Raw genomic sequence first — 15,308 nt, 5'->3', positions numbered from 1 at the left:
CCCCACGGGCTTATGTATTGTCTCCACCGCACCCGGCGCCACCGGGGGCGGGGCGGGTTGCCCGAGCGGCCAATGGGAGCGGACTGTAAATCCGTCGCGAAAGCTACAGAGGTTCGAATCCTCTACCCGCCACATCACCGAGAAGACCCCCGTGACCGGTCAGAACAGGTCACGGGGGCTTTCTCGTCTCAGGGGGATGGTCCTCGACCCGGGGAGGGGTTGTGCGGGCTTGGTCTTTGTTGTCGGTCGGTGAGTACAGGCACTTCCAGGGCAACACCGGATACGCCGACGTCCTCGGCTCGACCTACGTGTTCGACTCCACCGTCACGTACGCCGACAAGGTCCGCGAAGGGCACGTGGTCGTCCTGCGGAACCGCGAGGTCGCGCTCGGTGTGGCCCGGGTGGAGGGCATCGAGGTCCAGGACGGGCTGGAGAAGATGCGGCTCGTCTGCCCGGCCTGCAAGCGCACGAAGTTCAAGAAGCGGGCCGTGGCGAGCCCGGCGTTCCTGTGCCAGAAGTGCCGGACGAAGTTCGATACTCCCGAAGCGGTGCAGGTGCCCATCACGCGGTACACCGCCCACTACGGCAGCACGTGGCGCGAACTGCCCGGGGTGACCGTCGAGCGCCTGCGCGCGATCGCCTTGAACCAGTCCAAGCAGCAGTCGATCAGCCCGCTCGACCCGAACCGCGTCGTGGACCTGCTCGCCGAACTGGCGGTGCCGCTGCCGCCGTCGAGCACGCCTCCGTCACCCTCGTCGGAGTTGCCCGCCGGGCACCGCGTTGAGCTGGTCCGCGTGCGCACCGGGCAGCAGGCGTTCCGCGCCGCACTGCTCCAGCGGGACGGTGAGGTCTGCGCGATCACGGGTCCGTGCCCGAAGGAGGCGCTGGAGGCGGCGCACCTGCGGCAGTTCGCGGTGCACGTGGACCACAGCACCGACGCGGGCATCCTGCTCCGCGCGGACGTCCACTCGTTGTTCGACCGCGGGATGATGGCGGTGAACCCGTCGAGCAAGCAGGTCTGCCTGGCGCCGGCGTTGCGGGTGTACCCGATGTACGCGCAGTTGGAAGGCCGGCCCACGTCGTTGGCCGGAGTGGACCTCGACGCGGTGCGCCAGCACTTCACCGCGGCGGCCGCCACCTGGCGCTGACGTAGGTGAGGCCGACGCGCAAGCGCTTCCTCTCGCTTGCGTGCCGGCCTCGCGATGCAGCATAACCCATATCGAACGCATGTTCGAGGGTTAAGCGATCGCGGCTCTTCCCTCGTCCGTCAGCTCCGCGTCCGCGCGCTCGTCCAGCCGCACGGCTCGGCGCGCCCGCAACAGCCCCGCGCGCACGAGGTCGTGCGTGGCCATCTGGTCGCAGCACGGCAGCCCGTCCACGTACAGGTCCGGCTCACGTCCCCCGGTCAACTGGGCCCGACCTGCGGCTACGGCGCGGAGCATGGCTTTCGCGCGTCCGGACAACTCCTTCACAACGGTCATGGCGACCCCCTCGCCCGTCTTGGCCATACCTGCTTCCTCGTCTTGTAGGAGGTCCGGACCTGTACTTCGAGTACCCCTCCCGCAGCACTTCACTCGGGTGGACGCACCGGCCACCACTCTCCCCTCCGACGCCGTTCGGTCCACGTCGCCACGCCGACCGGTTGCGCTGTTCAGCCCAACCGAACTACCCGCGACCGGTCGGCGCTCCGATCGACCCGCTGCCGCCCGTTCGCCGGGCACCGCCGCCCCCGGCACCGAGACTGGATCACATGAGCGAACTCCTCATCGCCCTCACGGCCCTCGCGACCGGCGTCGCCCTCGGCCTGGTCGTCCGGTTCCCGGGACGGCGTCGCTCGTCCGCCCAAGCCCGCCGCGCCGCCACGACCACCGACACGGCCACCGCCACCGGCACGGCCAGCGCCACGCGCGAACTGCTCCACGCCGCCGACGACCTGGAGTACGGCCTCAACGCCGTGCTGAACTTCGGCCCGCTGTCGCTGTCCGAACTGGCCTCGGTCGACCTCGCCGCGAAGCTGGACCGGGTCGCCTCCACGGGCGAGGTGCCGAAGGCCGTCCTGGCCGCGTTGCGGGCGCACACCGAGAAGATCGCCCTGCACCCCTACCCCGAGCAGCGCGACCTGCTCACCGCGGTCGGGGAGGACGAGGCCGCGGTGTGGCTGGCGCTGCGGGACGCGATCGGCAGCGGCGCGGCGCAGCACGTCGCCGCCACGGAGGCCCGGCGCGTGCTGGAGGAGATCAGGACGGGACCGCGGCCGGACGCACGGCCCGTCGAGAAGCAGCTCGTCGACGCCTGACCGCGCGACCGCTCACGAACGGCGGGCCGGGCGGCGCTGCCAGGTCGTCCACAGCGGCCGGTAGCCGTGGGAGTACCAGAACGGGGTGGACAGCGGGTTCGGCAGGGCGTGGTGCAGCAGGGTCACGCCCACGCCCGCCGCGTCCAGCCGGTCGTGCGCGTGGTCGGCCAGGGCCGCGCCGATCCCGCCGCCCCGCGCGTCCTCCCGCACGCCCAGCAGCCCGATGTACGCCACGGGCCGCACGGACGTCCGCCCGGCGATCCAGTCCGAGTGACCCGGCAGGTCGTAGTACAGGCAGCCGACGACCTCGCCCTCGTGCTCGGCGAGCCACGCGCAGGGCTCGTCCCGGTCGAGCAGCGACGCGATGTGCTCGCGCAGCCGCGCCGCGGTGGACGGCCGGGCGTTGACCATGCCGAACCGGCCGTCGAACCGCACGGTCTCCAGGTTCAGCTCCACGGCGACGTCGACGTCCGCCTCCGTCATCGCCCGGATCTTGGCCGTCGAACCGCCGTCGCGGCCGCGCCCGGGCAGGCGTGCGGCGACCACCAGCAGGGGCGCGAAGCCGTGCCGCACGAGCACCTCGGCGGCCGTCACGGCACGGCTGGGCACGGTCACCACCGCGGCCGTCTCATGGTCGTCGGTCCCGGTCAGCGCCCAGTGCCGCAGCTGGTCGTCGAGGTCGGCGTGCGGGTGCCAGGTCAGGGAGTGCGTGCGCAACGCGCCCCACGTGGCGCCCAGGGAGTCCTCGGGCAGCTCGGCGAACGCGTACGGGTCGTCCACGGTCGGGAAGTGGGGCAGCAACGCGTCGGGCAGCAACGGGTCCACGACCTGAACCTAACCCGTCGGGACCGTACATTGCCCGACGTGGAGATCTACGTGGTCGACGCGTTCACGGACCGCGCGTTCGCGGGCAACCCGGCGGGCGTGGTGCTGTTGGACGGGCCGGCGGACGACGCGTGGATGCAGGCCGTCGCCGCCGAGATGAAGCACGCCGAGACGGCGTTCGTGCGGGTGGCGGACGGGGACGGGCCGCTGCCGCTGCGCTGGTTCACCCCGGTCGCCGAGGTCGACCTGTGCGGTCACGCCACCCTCGCCACCGCGCACGTCCTCGGCGGCAGCCGCCGCTTCGCCACCCGCAGCGGCGTGCTCACGTGCGCCGCCGAGGACGGCTGGGTGGAGATGGACTTCCCGGCCGACCCCGCCGAGCCGATCGCGATGACCACGACGCTGCGCGCCGGCCTGCCGGGCGTGACGGTGAAGGCCGTCGCCCGGGCCGTGTCGGACGTCCTGGTCGAGGCCGCCTCCGCCGACGAGGTCCGCGACCTCCGCCCGGACTTCGCCGCGCTCGCCGAGGCGCCCGGCCGGGGTGTGATCGTCACCGCACCCGGCGACCGCCCCGGACTGGACGTGGTGAGCCGCTGCTTCTACCCCACCTACGGGGTTCCGGAGGATCCCGTAACCGGTTCCGCGCACTGCACGCTCGCCTCCTGGTGGGCGCCCCGGCTCGGCCGCCCCCACCTGCTGGCGGAGCAGGCGTCGGCCCGTGGCGGGCTGGTCCGGGCCACCCTCGACCAAGATCGGGTACGCCTCGCCGGCCAGGCCGTGACCGTCATCCAGGGCCGACTGATCGTGTGATCCGATCTGTTACATCTGGTGGCAATCCGCTACACGACCTGCCATTTCATCCCCCGACCGGGGTACATTGGGAGCCTTGGAGGGGTCCTGGTCGGTGTTCGGGACCCCTCAGTCACGCCCGGAGCCCGTAGGCCGCGACCCGGCCACCGCGACGACGGCCGACGAGGAGGCTGGATGTCCGACCACGCGTCGGCCACGGCGCCGAGCGCGCCGACCCGGTCCACGAACCGCGCGTTCAGCGTGTTCGCGGTCCTGCTCCTCGTCGCGGGCGCGCTGTCCGCGTTCGCCGTCGGCACGTGGCTGCCGGACTCCGCCGAACTCGACCCGCTGTGGACCGGACCGCTGCTCGTGGTCGGGTTCCTGCTCGCCGAGCAGCTCGCCATCAACGTCGACGTCCGCAGCGGCGTGGCCTGGACGATCTCGTTCACCGAGATCCCGCTCGTGCTCGGCCTGCTCGTCGCGCCGTTCGAGATCGTCCTCGCCGCGCACGTCGTCGCGGGCGTCGGCACGCTCCTCGGCCGCCGCGTCCTCGACCGGGCCGTCTACAACGCGGGCCTGATGTTCATGGAGATCTCGGTCGCCTTCGCGGTCGCCGAGTGCGTCAAGCGGGTCCTGGGCACGGAAGGCCCGTTCTGGGCGGGCGCGTTCGTCGGCACGATCGCCGTGCCGCTGCTGGCCAGCGTGCTCGGCCTGTCCGCGCTGCGGATCATGGGCAAGGGCATGCGGGTCGCGCCGAGCCTGCGCCTGGTGCTCCAGACCCTCGTGGTGGCCCTGCTGAACACCTCCGCGGGCCTCGCCGGCTACGAGATCGCCACCAAGGCGCCGTGGGGCGGCCTGCTGATCGGCCTCGTCTTCGCCGGCATCACCGCCATCTACCTCGCCTACTCGGGACTGCTGCGCGAGCAGCGCGACCTGGAGGCGCTCAGCGAGGTCTCGCTGCGCGTCGCCCGGTCCGGCCGGCACGCCACCGGCCCCCGCGGCGCGACCCCGGACGACGACCACGGCCAGGCCGAGGACGACGAGTGGCAGCTCATCGCGGAGCGCATCCGCGAGCAGCTCAACGCCAACCGCGTGGTCCTCCGGCTGCGCACCGACCCGCAGTCGCCGATGCGCACCCTGGTCGCCGGCGAGCCGCTGCCGCCCGGCCTGCGCCGCGACGACCCGCGCGTGCTGCGCGAGGACGCCATGCTCCAACTCCCCGGCGCGCAGGTCCGGTACTTCCGCATCGTCGACGCCGGCGAAGAGGTCTCCGAGGCCCTGACCCGCCGTGACGCGCAGGAAGCGCTCGTCGTGCCGCTGCGCGGCGCCACCCAGCTGCTCGGCGCGGTCGAGGTGCACGACCGGCTCAGCCGGTGGCGCGGCTTCGGCAAGGCCGACATCCAGCTCCTGCGCACGCTCGCCAGCCACCTGTCCACCGCGGTCGACAACCGGCGGCTCCTCGCCCGGCTGCGCCACGACGCCTACCACGACCCGCTGACCGGCCTGCTGAACCGGCCCGGCTTCCGCGAGGCCGCCACCGAGCCGATGCGCCAGGCCGACGCGGCCGTCGTGGTCCGGATCGACCTCGACGTGCTGTCCACCGTCTCCGACGCGCTCGGCCAGGCCTGGGGCAACCGGATGGTCGTCGCCGCCGGCCGCCGGCTGCGCGACGAGCTCGGCCCCGAGGTGCCGCTGGCCCGGCTGGAAGGCGGCGCGTTCGCCGCGCTCCTGCTGGACCGGCAGGCCGAGCGCATCCAGGAGATCGCGGAACGGCTGCGGGCCGCGCTGTCCGTGCCGTACCCCGTCGACCGGCTCACCGTCGAGGCGGGCGCGGTCGTCGGCTGGGCCACCACCGGCGACTGCGAGGTCGACGAGCCCGACCCCGACGCCCTGCTGCAGCGCGCCGACGTCGCGGTCCGCGCGACCAGCGAGAACGAGCCGCTGCGCCAGTACGCGCCGAGCATGGGCCAGATCTTCCTGCGCCGCTTCCAGCTGGTCACCCAGTTCCGGTCGGCGCTGGAGAACGGCCAGATCTCCGTGCACTACCAGCCGAAGGTGGCCCTGCCGAGCCGGCAGGTCGTCGGCGCCGAGGCGCTGGTCCGCTGGAAGCACCCGGAGTTCGGCCGCGTCGACCCGGACGAGTTCGTGCCCGCCGTCGAGGCCACGGGCCTGGTCGACGTGCTCACCGACTTCGTCATGGACAAGGCGCTGGAACGGGTGCGCCGCTGGATCGACCGCGGCCTGCGGATGTCCATCGCGGTGAACCTGTCCGTGCGGACGCTGGCGGACGAGGAGTTCCCCGACCGCGTGGCCGCCGCGCTGGCGCGCCACGACGTGCCGCCGGAGCTGCTCACGTTCGAGCTGACCGAGTCGGGCGTGATGGCGGACCCCGAGCGCGCGCTGCCGGTCCTGCGCCGGTTGCACGCCATCGGCGTCGTGCTGGCCGTGGACGACTTCGGCACGGGGTACTCGTCGCTCGCCTACCTGCGCCAGCTGCCCGTGGACGAGGTGAAGATCGACAAGAGCTTCGTGCTCGGCATGGGCACCGACCTCGGCGACATGGCGGTGGTGCGGTCGATCGTGGAGCTGGGCCACTCGCTGGGCCTCATCGTGGTCGCCGAGGGCGTCGAGGACGACGCCGCGCGCGACCAGCTGGTGGGCATGGGCTGCGACGTCGCCCAGGGCTACCTGATCTCCCGGCCGCTGTCGGAGGACCGCTTCGAGGCGTGGCTGCGGGCGCGGACCGTGCAGGTGAGGGGCGCCCGGGATGAGACGGTGCTCACCTTGGTCCACTGAGGGGCACCCCCGATTTCCATCCTGAGGCGGCACTGTTGTAGAGTTCTCCTCGCTGCAAGAGCAACAGCAAGCCCCTTTAGCTCAGTCGGCAGAGCGTCTCCATGGTAAGGAGAAGGTCTACGGTTCGATTCCGTAAAGGGGCTCAACAACTGGCCGCGGTGCTCATGCATCGCGGCTGCGTTGTCTCAGCGGTGTAGCTCAGTTGGTAGAGCAAGCGGCTCATAATCGCTGTGTCGCCGGTTCAAGTCCGGCCACCGCTACTCAGCTAGATCCCCGCCAGGCGGTAAGCCCGTACTGGGGAATCGGGGCACACGAGCTCTAGGAAGGCAAGGACCGTGGCTGCAACCGACGTACGCCCCAAGATCACCCTCGCGTGCGAGGAGTGCAAGCACCGGAACTACATCACCAGGAAGAACCGGCGCAACGACCCGGACCGCCTGGAGATCAAGAAGTTCTGCCCGAACTGCAAGACGCACCGCGCTCACAAGGAAACCCGCTGAGCAGGTAGTCGCGGCAGGCGGCACCAGCGCTTCCGACGAGGCCCGTCCCGGAATCCGGGGCGGGCCTCGTCGCGTCGCGACCGCCGCGTATAACCTCCTCCGGTGCCTCTCGACCAGTCGTTCGCCGGACGTTCCTACCCGCCGTCGCCGCCCTACGAGGTCGGCCGCGAGAAGATCCGGGAGTTCGCCGACGCGGTCGGCGAGTCGAGCCCCGTGCACCGCGACCCCGAAGCCGCCCGGGCGGCCGGGTACGCCGACGTCATCGCGCCGCCCACGTTCGCCATCGTGCTGTCGCTCAAGGTCAACGACGTGCTGATCGACGACCCCGAGCTGGGTCTCGACTACGGCCGCGTGGTGCACGGCGACCAGACGTTCGTCCACCACCGCCCGATCACCGCGGGCGACCGGCTCCGGGTTGCCCTGCACGTCGACGGCGTCACGTCCCGCATGGGCAACGACATGCTGGCCCTGCGCGCCGAGATCGCCACCGAGGCCGGCGAACCGGTCACCACCGCCAAGTCCACGCTCGTGGTCCGAGGGGAGGACGCGTGATCCGCGCCGCCGCGGGGGTGTCGGTGGGCGACGAGCTGCCGCCGCTGACGCTCCGCATCACCCGCGCCGACCTCGTCCGCTACGCGGGCGCGTCGGGCGACTTCAACCCGATCCACTGGAACGAGCGGTTCGCCCGCGAGGTCGGCCTGCCCGGCGTCATCGCGCACGGCATGCTCACCATGGGCCTGGCCGGCCGCATCGTCACCGAGTGGGCGGGCGACCCCGGCGCCGTCGTCGAGTACGGCGTGCGCTTCGGCCGGCCCGTCCCGGTGCCCGACGACGACGAGGGCGCGCTCGTGGAGGTCACCGGCAAGGTGACCAAGGTCCTGGACGACGGGACGTTCAAGGTCAACGTGACGGCCTCGTTCGAGGGCAAGTCCGTGCTCGGCGGCGCGTCGGCGCGGGTGCGGCTGCCCTAGCGGCCCCAGGACCGCCCGAACGCGCCGCCCCGGTCCGAACCAGGCCCGGCGCCGCTCGGCCGCCTAGAAGCCGCACAGGGCGCTCGTCCGCGCGCCCGTGGCGGTGGCCGAGCGGCGCACCGCGTCCGCCACCGTCACCTCGCACGCCACGTCGCCGCCGTCCGGCCCGATGGTGACCGTGAGCACGCCGTGGTCGGGCTCGTCGCCGGTCACCAGCTCCATGCGCCACGGCAGCGACGTCAGCTCCTCGCGGCGCGTCTCGTCGCCCCGGAACGTCGAGTACGTGACGGTCGCCTGCGCGGCCGTGCCGCTGACCTGGAAGACGATCCGGACCGGCGGTCTCGGCGCGCTGATCCACAGGGCGAGGGCGAGCGCGCCCAACACGAGCACCGCCGAGGCCGTGATGACCGGCCACCTGCGGCCGGGGCGCTCGGACAGCTCGGACTCCGTCATGGGCTGCGCTCCTCGGGTGAAGATCGGTGGGACTGAACGGACCATCGGAGTACTTCTACCGATGGTTACCCGGCTCACCCAAACGAGCTACGCAGCGTGAATACCCACAGTCAGTGCCGGCGGGACGTTCGCCCCAGGTGGGCGGCCCCGGAACGCCGAAGGGCGCCCCACGATCGTGGGACGCCCCTCGAACGAGATGCGGTGGGGACTACTTCACCTCGGCCAGCAGCTCCGCCATCCGGGTCACGCCGGTCTTCAGGTCGTCGTCGCCCAGGGCGTACGACAGCCGCAGGTAGCCGGGGGTGCCGAACGCCTCACCGGGCACCACGGCCACCTCGGCGTGCTCCAGGACCAGCGCCGCCAGGTGCACCGTGTCGGTGATCGTGGCGCCGCGCAGCTCCTTGCCGATCAACGCCTTCACCGACGGGTACACGTAGAACGCGCCCTTCGGGGTCGGGCACTCCACGCCGGGGATCGCGGACAGCAGGTCGACGATCGTGCGCCGACGCCGGTCGAACGCCTCGCGCATCTCGTGCGCCGCGTCCAGCGGCCCGGACACGGCCTCCAGCGCGGCCCGCTGCGACACGTTGGCCACGTTCGACGTCAGGTGGGACTGGAGGTTCGCGGCGGCCTTCACCACGTCCGTCGGGCCGATCAGCCAGCCGACCCGCCAGCCCGTCATCGCGTACGTCTTCGCCACGCCGTTCAGCACGATCGTGCGGTCCGCCATCGCGGGCACGGCCACCGGCAGCGACACCGACTCGGCGCCGTCGTACACCAGGTGCTCGTAGATCTCGTCCGTGATGACCCACAGGCCGTGCTCCAGCGCCCACTCGCCGATCGCGGTGATCTGCTCGCGGCTGTACACCGAGCCGGTCGGGTTCGACGGCGAGCACAGCAGGAGCACCTTCGTCTTCGGCGTCCGCGCCGCCTCCAGCTGCTCCACCGTGACCAGGTAGTCGGTCGACTCGTCGGCCGTGACCTGCACCGGGACGCCGCCGGCGAGCGTGATCGCCTCGGGGTAGGTGGTCCAGTACGGCGCGGGCAGCAGGACCTCGTCGCCCGGGTCCACGACCGTCGCGAACGCCTGGTAGACGGCCTGCTTGCCGCCGTTGGTGACCAGCACCTGCGCGGCGGTGACCTCGTAGCCCGAGTCGCGCTTCGTCTTCGCGGCTACGGCCTCCCGCAGCTCGGGCAGGCCGGCGGCGGGCGTGTAGCGGTGGTTGCGCGGGTCCGAGCACGCCGCCTGAGCTGCGGCTACGATGGCCTCAGGGGTCGGGAAGTCGGGCTCGCCGGCCCCGAAGCCGATCACCGGTCGTCCCGCGGCCTTGAGTGCCTTCGCCTTCGCGTCCACGGCGAGGGTGGCGGACTCGGCGATGCCGCCGATCCGCTGGGAGATCCGCGGGTGTTCGGAGGTACTGGTCCCGGTGGTCGTCTCAGGCGTGCCCATGCCGCCAATCGTGGCAGATCGCACCAACGAGTTGGCGCTCGGCACCCCCTCTGACCGGGCCAGTTGGAAGGAGTGGCACCTGGTGCCGTATGCTTCCGGACTTGGAACGTCCAGTCGCTGCCTCACGGGCCACGTGAGGAGGGTGCGGGACGTCTCCAGCCAGGGGGTTCTGGTCCCAGAACCCCAAAGGGGTGTAGCTCAACTGGCAGAGCAGCGGTCTCCAAAACCGCAGGTTGCAGGTTCAAGTCCTGTCGCCCCTGCGTCGAAGCGCGATGGTGAGCGGAGGACGGCATGAGCGAGGGCCGCGAGCAGGACCAGCCGGACGAGCGCGAGAGCGCGTCCCGGCCGGTTACCGCCGCAGCGCGGCGCGAGCGTCGTGGCTCCGCGCGCCCGGCGGGCCGCAAGGACTCCGCGGAGGCGAAGAAGTCGGCCGAGGCCGACTCCGACGCCGAGGAGGCCAAGAAGGGTCGTCCCACGCGCTCGCGGACGGATTCGGAGAAGCGACCGGGTTTCTTCGCCCGGATCATCCGGTACGTCCGTGAGGTGGTCAGCGAGCTGCGGAAGGTCATCTGGCCGACCCGCAAGCAGATGGTCACCTACACCGGAGTCGTGTTGGTCTTCGTGGCCTTCATGGTGGCGTTGGTGTTCGGCCTGGATTCGGCCTTCGCCTGGGGCATGTTCAGGGTGTTCGGCTGAGCCGATCACCTGCCGCCCCCGGTGGCGGCGGACATGTGATGCATGAAAGGAAGCGAGACCCACAGTGACCTCCGAAAACGGCGGCGTTGACGCCCGGGAGCTGAACGACCTGACCGACGAGCAGGACTTCGACGGTGGCGTCGAGGACGTCGAGCAGGCGGAGGCGACGGAGGACACCGAGGAGTCCGCGCCCGCCGAGGGCGTCTCGTCCGCCGACGAGTCCGCTGACTCCGACGACGAGACCGCCGGCGAGTCCGACGACGTGGCCGCGACTGCCGAGGGCGACGCCGCCGAGGTTGTCGACATCGACGCCGAGCCCGTCGACCCCGCCGAGGAGATGCGCGAAGCACTGCGGCGCGCGCCCGGCGACTGGTACGTCGTGCACTCGTACGCGGGCTACGAGAACAAGGTCAAGACCAACCTCGAGACGCGCATCCAGACCCTCGACATGGAGGACTACATCTTCCAGGTCGAGGTGCCGACCGAGGAAGTCACCGAGATCAAGAACGGCCAGCGCAAGCAGGTGCAGCGCAAGGTGCTGCCCGGCTACATCCTGGTCCGCATGGAGCTCAACGACGCGTCGTGGAGCGCGGTGCGCAACACGCCGGGCGTGACGGGTTTCGTCGGCGCGACGTCCAAGCCGTCGCCGCTGACCATCGACGAGGTGCTGAAGTTCCTGCTGCCCCAGGTCGAGCAGAAGCCCGCCGCCGGCAAGAAGACCGCCGCGACCCCGGCGAAGTCGACCGTCGAGGTGGACTTCGAGGTCGGCGAGTCCGTCACCGTCATGGACGGTCCGTTCGCCACGCTGCCCGCGACGATCAGCGAGGTCAACGCCGACGGGCAGAAGCTGAAGGTCCTGGTGTCCATCTTCGGCCGCGAGACTCCGGTCGAGCTGTCGTTCAGCCAGGTCTCCAAGATCTAGCCAGGACAACACAGACTCCGGTTCCCGTCCGGAAGGACGGGCGCCGGCAGCCACGCTGCGGCTGGCAGGGCCGCGCGCGGACACCGCAATAAAGGAACTGAGATGCCTCCCAAGAAGAAGAAGCTCGCAGCTGTCATCAAGCTGCAGATCAAGGCCGGGGCCGCGAACCCCGCGCCGCCCGTCGGCCCCGCGCTGGGTCAGCACGGCGTCAACATCATGGAGTTCTGCAAGCAGTACAACGCCGCGACCGAGTCGCAGCGCGGCACCGTCGTGCCGGTCGAGATCTCCGTGTACGAAGACCGCTCGTTCGACTTCAAGCTCAAGACCCCGCCAGCCGCGAAGCTGCTGCTCAAGGCCGCCGGTGTGGAGAAGGGCTCGGGCGAGCCGCACCGCCTGAAGGTCGCCAAGGTGACCATGGACCAGGTGCGCGAGATCGCGCAGAACAAGATGGTCGACCTGAACGCCAACGACGTGGACCAGGCGGCGAAGATCATCGCCGGCACCGCCCGCTCCATGGGCATCACGGTCGAAGGCTGACCCTCCACTTTTCGCAAGTCGTGGGAGAGCCACGCGCTGGCTCGCACCACAACTGATCCACTTTAAGGACAGAAGCATGAAGCGCAGCAAGGCGTACAAGAACGCTGCTGAGCTGGTTGACCGGGAGCGGCTCTACTCGCCGCTGGAGGCAGCCAAGCTCGCCAAGGAGACTTCCAAGGTGAAGCTGGACGCGACCGTCGAGGTCGCGATCCGGCTCGGCGTCGACCCGCGCAAGGCCGACCAGATGGTCCGCGGCACCGTGAACCTGCCGCACGGTACGGGCAAGACCGCCCGCGTGATCGTCTTCGCCACCGGTGACAAGGCCGCCGAGGCCGAGGCCGCCGGTGCCGACGCGGTCGGCTCCGAGGACCTGATCGAGCGCATCCAGGGCGGTTGGCTCGACTTCGACGCCGCGATCGCCACGCCCGACCAGATGGCGAAGGTCGGTCGCATCGCCCGCATCCTCGGCCCGCGCGGCCTGATGCCGAACCCGAAGACCGGCACCGTGACGCCCGACGTCACCAAGGCCGTCTCGGACATCAAGGGCGGTAAGATCAACTTCCGCGTCGACAAGCAGGCCAACCTGCACCTCGTCATCGGCAAGGTGTCGTTCGAGCCCGAGAAGCTGGTCGAGAACTACGCCGCCGCGCTGGACGAGATCCTGCGCGCGAAGCCGTCCGCCGCGAAGGGCCGGTACCTGAAGAAGGTCACCGTCTCCACCACGATGGGCCCCGGCATCCCGGTCGACCCGAACCGGACCCGGAACCTGCTGACCGACGAGGCCACCGTCTGACCTCGGCACGTCACGGCACTCCCGAAGCGCCCCTCGGCCTCCCGCCGAGGGGCGCTTCGGCGTTTCACGGGGTGACGCAGTCCGCGGGCTCGGCCTCGTAACCCGTGATCACCCACGTCTTGTTGGCCTGCGCGGTCAGCACGAACCGGCCGAGGCGCGGACCGTCCCGCACCTCCAGCGCGCACGAGCTGACCTCCACCGAACCGCCCGCGGGCGTGCCGCGCATCGTCGACGGGAAGCCCACCTGCCGGTAGTTGCTGACGTTGCCGACCTGGTCGTGCAGCCCGCGGACCGCGGCCTGGCAGTCCGGGGTGCCGAACGCGTCGGCGAACGCCTTCTCCGCCTCGTCCTCGCTGAACAGCAGGCACGCGCGGCCGGCGTCGCCGGTGCCGACGTGCTTGTAGAACAGGGCCACCGTGCCCTGGAGCCCGTACGGCGTCTGGGGCGCGATGACGTTGCCCTTGTCGCCGCCGCTGTCGACCGCGACGCTGCCGGGGTCGTCGCCGCCGAAGTACTGGTTGTAGAAGTAGGACGCGACCAGCAGCACGATCACCAGGTAGACGAGGCGGCGGACGAGCTTGCTGCCCAGCAGCACCTTCCAGAGGGGCGTGCGCGGCGGCCCGGCCTGCGGTGGCGGCGCCGCCGGCCCCGGCGCGTACCCCGGAGGCAGGGCGGGCGTCCCACCCGGCGGTGGTCCCGGCGGCAACGCGGCGCCCGGCCCCCATCCCTGGCCCTGCTGGTTCTGCTGACTCTGCTGGAAGCGCTGGAACTCCTGGAACCGCTGGAATTCCTGGAACTCCTGGTACTGCCGGAGCTGTTCGGGGTCCAGGTCCGGTGGCGCCTGCGGGTTCCGCTGGACCTCACCGGGCTCTGGGGCCTCACGGCGCTCTCGCGGCTCTTCGGTCACGGGTCACATCATGCCGATTTGGAGCGGCCGCGACACATCCCGTACTCTCGACGACGGTTCACCAAAGACCGCTGGTCATCCTGGTCGCTCGTCGGCTGGGAACGAAGGTCCCGCGAAGCGGGCGGCCCGCGCAGGAGAACGAGGAAGACCGAAGCGCTCACGCGCTCGTCACGCCCCGTGCTGCTGCGCAGGGGCGTTTTTGCTTTGCGCGGTCCTCTCGGCTCGATCGGCGTCACCAAGCCCAGAGAGGAGGCGATCATGGCGAAGCCCAGCAAGGTTTCGGCCGTCGCCGAGCTCACGGACAAGTTCCGTGGAAGCTCGGCCGCTGTCGTGACCGAGTACCGCGGCCTCTCCATGGCGCAGCTCACCACGCTGCGTCGCGCTCTCGGCGCGGGCACCACGTACACCGTTGCGAAGAACACGCTGGTCAAGCGTGCCGCTGAGGACGCGGGCATCGAGGGCCTCGAGGCCCTCCTCGTCGGTCCGACGGCCATCGCCTTCGTCGAAGGCGAGCCGGTCGACGCGGCGAAGGCCCTGCGTGACTTCGCGAAGGACAACAAGGCCCTGGTCATCAAGGGCGGCTACATGGACGGCCGCCCCCTCTCGGTCGACGAGGTCACCGCGATCGCGGACCTCGAGACCCGTGAGGTGCTGCTCGCCAAGCTGGCGGGCGCGATGAAGGGCAACCTGGCCAAGGCTGCGGGTCTGTTCCAGGCCCCCGCTTCCCAGGTCGCTCGCCTGGCTGCTGCCCTCCAGGAGAAGAAGGCCGCCGAGGCGCCCGCCGCCGACGCTGCCGACGCTCCGGCCGAAAGCTGATCACACCCAGACACTCCGCGTCCCGGCCGCAGTTCGGGCGTTGATAGAGAAAGGACCGCCATCATGGCGAAGCTCAGCACCGACGAGCTGCTCGACGCGTTCAAGGAGATGACGCTCCTGGAGCTGTCGTCCTTCGTGAAGCAGTTCGAGGAGACCTTCGAGGTCACCGCGGCCGCTCCGGTCGCCGTTGCCGCCGCCGGCCCCGCCGGCCCGGCCGCCGCCGAGGTCGAGGAGAAGGACGAGTTCACCGTCGTCCTCGAGGGCGCCGGCGACAAGAAGATCCAGGTCATCAAGGTCGTCCGCGAGGTCGTCTCGGGCCTGGGCCTGAAGGAGGCGAAGGAGCTCGTCGAGTCCGCTCCGAAGCCGCTCCTGGAGAACGTGGCGAAGGACGTCGCCGACGCCGCCAAGGAGAAGCTCGAGGCCGCCGGCGCCAAGATCTCGCTCAAGTGATCTAGCACCACCAGCCGCGACGAGGGCGGGCACCCACACCGGGTGCCCGCCCTCGTCGCGTTTCGGCACCAGGCCGAGCCGCCGTCCGCGGAGCAGGGGCCGTCCCA

At 71.0% G+C, this 15,308-nt stretch carries 18 protein-coding genes and 4 tRNA genes; 17 read left to right on the top strand and 5 right to left on the bottom strand.

The window, feature by feature from the left end; translation table 11 throughout:
• Positions 1–51 precede the first annotated feature (51 nt).
• Positions 52–132 (top strand) — tRNA-Tyr (locus ACRAKH_RS32350).
• A gap of 89 nt (positions 133–221) precedes the next feature.
• Positions 222–1,148: an HNH endonuclease gene (locus ACRAKH_RS32345; RefSeq protein WP_380723552.1), complete on the top strand. Its 927-nt coding sequence runs from the start codon at positions 222–224 to the stop codon at positions 1,146–1,148.
• Positions 1,149–1,238: 90 nt separating this feature from the next.
• Here the strand turns inward: ACRAKH_RS32345 and ACRAKH_RS32340 are convergent, their stop codons facing one another.
• Positions 1,239–1,481 (bottom strand): hypothetical protein, encoded by a 243-nt coding sequence (locus ACRAKH_RS32340; RefSeq protein WP_380723553.1) that lies wholly within the window; start codon positions 1,479–1,481, stop codon positions 1,239–1,241.
• 269 nt (positions 1,482–1,750) lie between these two features.
• On the opposite strand from ACRAKH_RS32340, the gene ACRAKH_RS32335 reads away from it, so the two are divergent.
• Entirely contained in the window at positions 1,751–2,296 is a 546-nt protein-coding gene (locus ACRAKH_RS32335) for a hypothetical protein (RefSeq protein WP_380723554.1), read from the top strand.
• A gap of 12 nt (positions 2,297–2,308) precedes the next feature.
• On the opposite strand, the gene ACRAKH_RS32330 is transcribed toward ACRAKH_RS32335, so the two are convergent.
• Positions 2,309–3,121: a GNAT family N-acetyltransferase gene (locus tag ACRAKH_RS32330; protein ID WP_380723555.1), complete on the bottom strand. Its 813-nt coding sequence runs from the start codon at positions 3,119–3,121 to the stop codon at positions 2,309–2,311.
• A 39-nt stretch (positions 3,122–3,160) separates the two neighbouring features.
• Between ACRAKH_RS32330 and ACRAKH_RS32325 the strand changes: the two genes are divergently transcribed.
• The 7 genes from ACRAKH_RS32325 (at position 3,161) to ACRAKH_RS32295 (ending at position 8,177) form a co-directional block, all read left to right on the top strand.
• Positions 3,161–3,931 carry a PhzF family phenazine biosynthesis protein gene (locus ACRAKH_RS32325; RefSeq protein ID WP_380723556.1) on the top strand — a complete coding sequence of 257 codons (771 nt, stop codon included), beginning with the start codon at positions 3,161–3,163 and terminating at the stop codon, positions 3,929–3,931.
• A 174-nt stretch (positions 3,932–4,105) separates the two neighbouring features.
• Complete coding sequence (locus ACRAKH_RS32320) at positions 4,106–6,706, top strand: putative bifunctional diguanylate cyclase/phosphodiesterase (RefSeq protein WP_380723557.1); 2,601 nt, start codon at positions 4,106–4,108, stop codon at positions 6,704–6,706.
• Between the two features lie 70 nt (positions 6,707–6,776).
• A tRNA-Thr gene (locus ACRAKH_RS32315) sits at positions 6,777–6,849 on the top strand.
• A gap of 44 nt (positions 6,850–6,893) precedes the next feature.
• A tRNA-Met gene (locus tag ACRAKH_RS32310) sits at positions 6,894–6,966 on the top strand.
• 75 nt (positions 6,967–7,041) lie between these two features.
• Positions 7,042–7,206: a 50S ribosomal protein L33 gene (gene rpmG, locus ACRAKH_RS32305; RefSeq protein WP_015105301.1), complete on the top strand. Its 165-nt coding sequence runs from the start codon at positions 7,042–7,044 to the stop codon at positions 7,204–7,206.
• A 102-nt stretch (positions 7,207–7,308) separates the two neighbouring features.
• On the top strand, positions 7,309–7,758 hold the full coding sequence (locus tag ACRAKH_RS32300; RefSeq protein ID WP_380723558.1) for an FAS1-like dehydratase domain-containing protein: 450 nt from the start codon (positions 7,309–7,311) through the stop codon (positions 7,756–7,758).
• The gene (locus ACRAKH_RS32295; protein WP_380723575.1) at positions 7,758–8,177 is read left to right on the top strand and encodes a MaoC family dehydratase; all 420 of its coding nucleotides are present in this window, start codon (positions 7,758–7,760) and stop codon (positions 8,175–8,177) included. Before ACRAKH_RS32300 ends, ACRAKH_RS32295 begins: the two co-directional genes overlap by 1 nt.
• A 63-nt stretch (positions 8,178–8,240) precedes the next feature.
• Here the strand turns inward: ACRAKH_RS32295 and ACRAKH_RS32290 are convergent, their stop codons facing one another.
• Both ACRAKH_RS32290 and ACRAKH_RS32285 read right to left on the bottom strand, forming a co-directional pair.
• A complete protein-coding gene (locus ACRAKH_RS32290; protein ID WP_380723559.1) occupies positions 8,241–8,630 on the bottom strand; it encodes an MmpS family transport accessory protein in 390 nt (129 codons plus the stop codon).
• A gap of 208 nt (positions 8,631–8,838) precedes the next feature.
• Positions 8,839–10,080 carry a pyridoxal phosphate-dependent aminotransferase gene (locus ACRAKH_RS32285; RefSeq protein ID WP_380723560.1) on the bottom strand — a complete coding sequence of 414 codons (1,242 nt, stop codon included), beginning with the start codon at positions 10,078–10,080 and terminating at the stop codon, positions 8,839–8,841.
• Between the two features lie 187 nt (positions 10,081–10,267).
• Between ACRAKH_RS32285 and ACRAKH_RS32280 the strand changes: the two genes are divergently transcribed.
• From ACRAKH_RS32280 to rplA, 5 genes are all read left to right on the top strand, one after another.
• Positions 10,268–10,340 (top strand) — tRNA-Trp (locus ACRAKH_RS32280).
• 31 nt (positions 10,341–10,371) lie between these two features.
• Positions 10,372–10,776 carry a preprotein translocase subunit SecE gene (gene secE / locus ACRAKH_RS32275; protein ID WP_380723561.1) on the top strand — a complete coding sequence of 135 codons (405 nt, stop codon included), beginning with the start codon at positions 10,372–10,374 and terminating at the stop codon, positions 10,774–10,776.
• Between the two features lie 64 nt (positions 10,777–10,840).
• Complete coding sequence (nusG, locus tag ACRAKH_RS32270; protein WP_380723562.1) at positions 10,841–11,698, top strand: transcription termination/antitermination protein NusG; 858 nt, start codon at positions 10,841–10,843, stop codon at positions 11,696–11,698.
• Between the two features lie 102 nt (positions 11,699–11,800).
• Positions 11,801–12,235, top strand: a complete 435-nt coding sequence (gene rplK, locus ACRAKH_RS32265; RefSeq protein WP_033436683.1) for a 50S ribosomal protein L11 — start codon at positions 11,801–11,803, stop codon at positions 12,233–12,235.
• Positions 12,236–12,311: 76 nt separating this feature from the next.
• On the top strand, positions 12,312–13,028 hold the full coding sequence (gene rplA / locus ACRAKH_RS32260) for a 50S ribosomal protein L1 (RefSeq protein ID WP_380723563.1): 717 nt from the start codon (positions 12,312–12,314) through the stop codon (positions 13,026–13,028).
• Between the two features lie 64 nt (positions 13,029–13,092).
• Here the strand turns inward: rplA and ACRAKH_RS32255 are convergent, their stop codons facing one another.
• Positions 13,093–13,935 carry a hypothetical protein gene (locus tag ACRAKH_RS32255; protein ID WP_380723564.1) on the bottom strand — a complete coding sequence of 281 codons (843 nt, stop codon included), beginning with the start codon at positions 13,933–13,935 and terminating at the stop codon, positions 13,093–13,095.
• 258 nt (positions 13,936–14,193) lie between these two features.
• On the opposite strand from ACRAKH_RS32255, the gene rplJ reads away from it, so the two are divergent.
• Together rplJ and rplL are read left to right on the top strand one after the other, a co-directional pair.
• Positions 14,194–14,751 (top strand): 50S ribosomal protein L10, encoded by a 558-nt coding sequence (rplJ, locus tag ACRAKH_RS32250; RefSeq protein WP_380723576.1) that lies wholly within the window; start codon positions 14,194–14,196, stop codon positions 14,749–14,751.
• A gap of 63 nt (positions 14,752–14,814) precedes the next feature.
• Positions 14,815–15,201, top strand: a complete 387-nt coding sequence (rplL, locus tag ACRAKH_RS32245; RefSeq protein WP_380723565.1) for a 50S ribosomal protein L7/L12 — start codon at positions 14,815–14,817, stop codon at positions 15,199–15,201.
• Positions 15,202–15,308: the final 107 nt, after the last annotated feature.

This window comes from Saccharothrix hoggarensis, assembly GCF_052936025.1.
The sequence above is the reverse complement of the archived record's forward strand: the minus strand, read 5'-3'. Positions and strand labels throughout refer to the sequence as shown.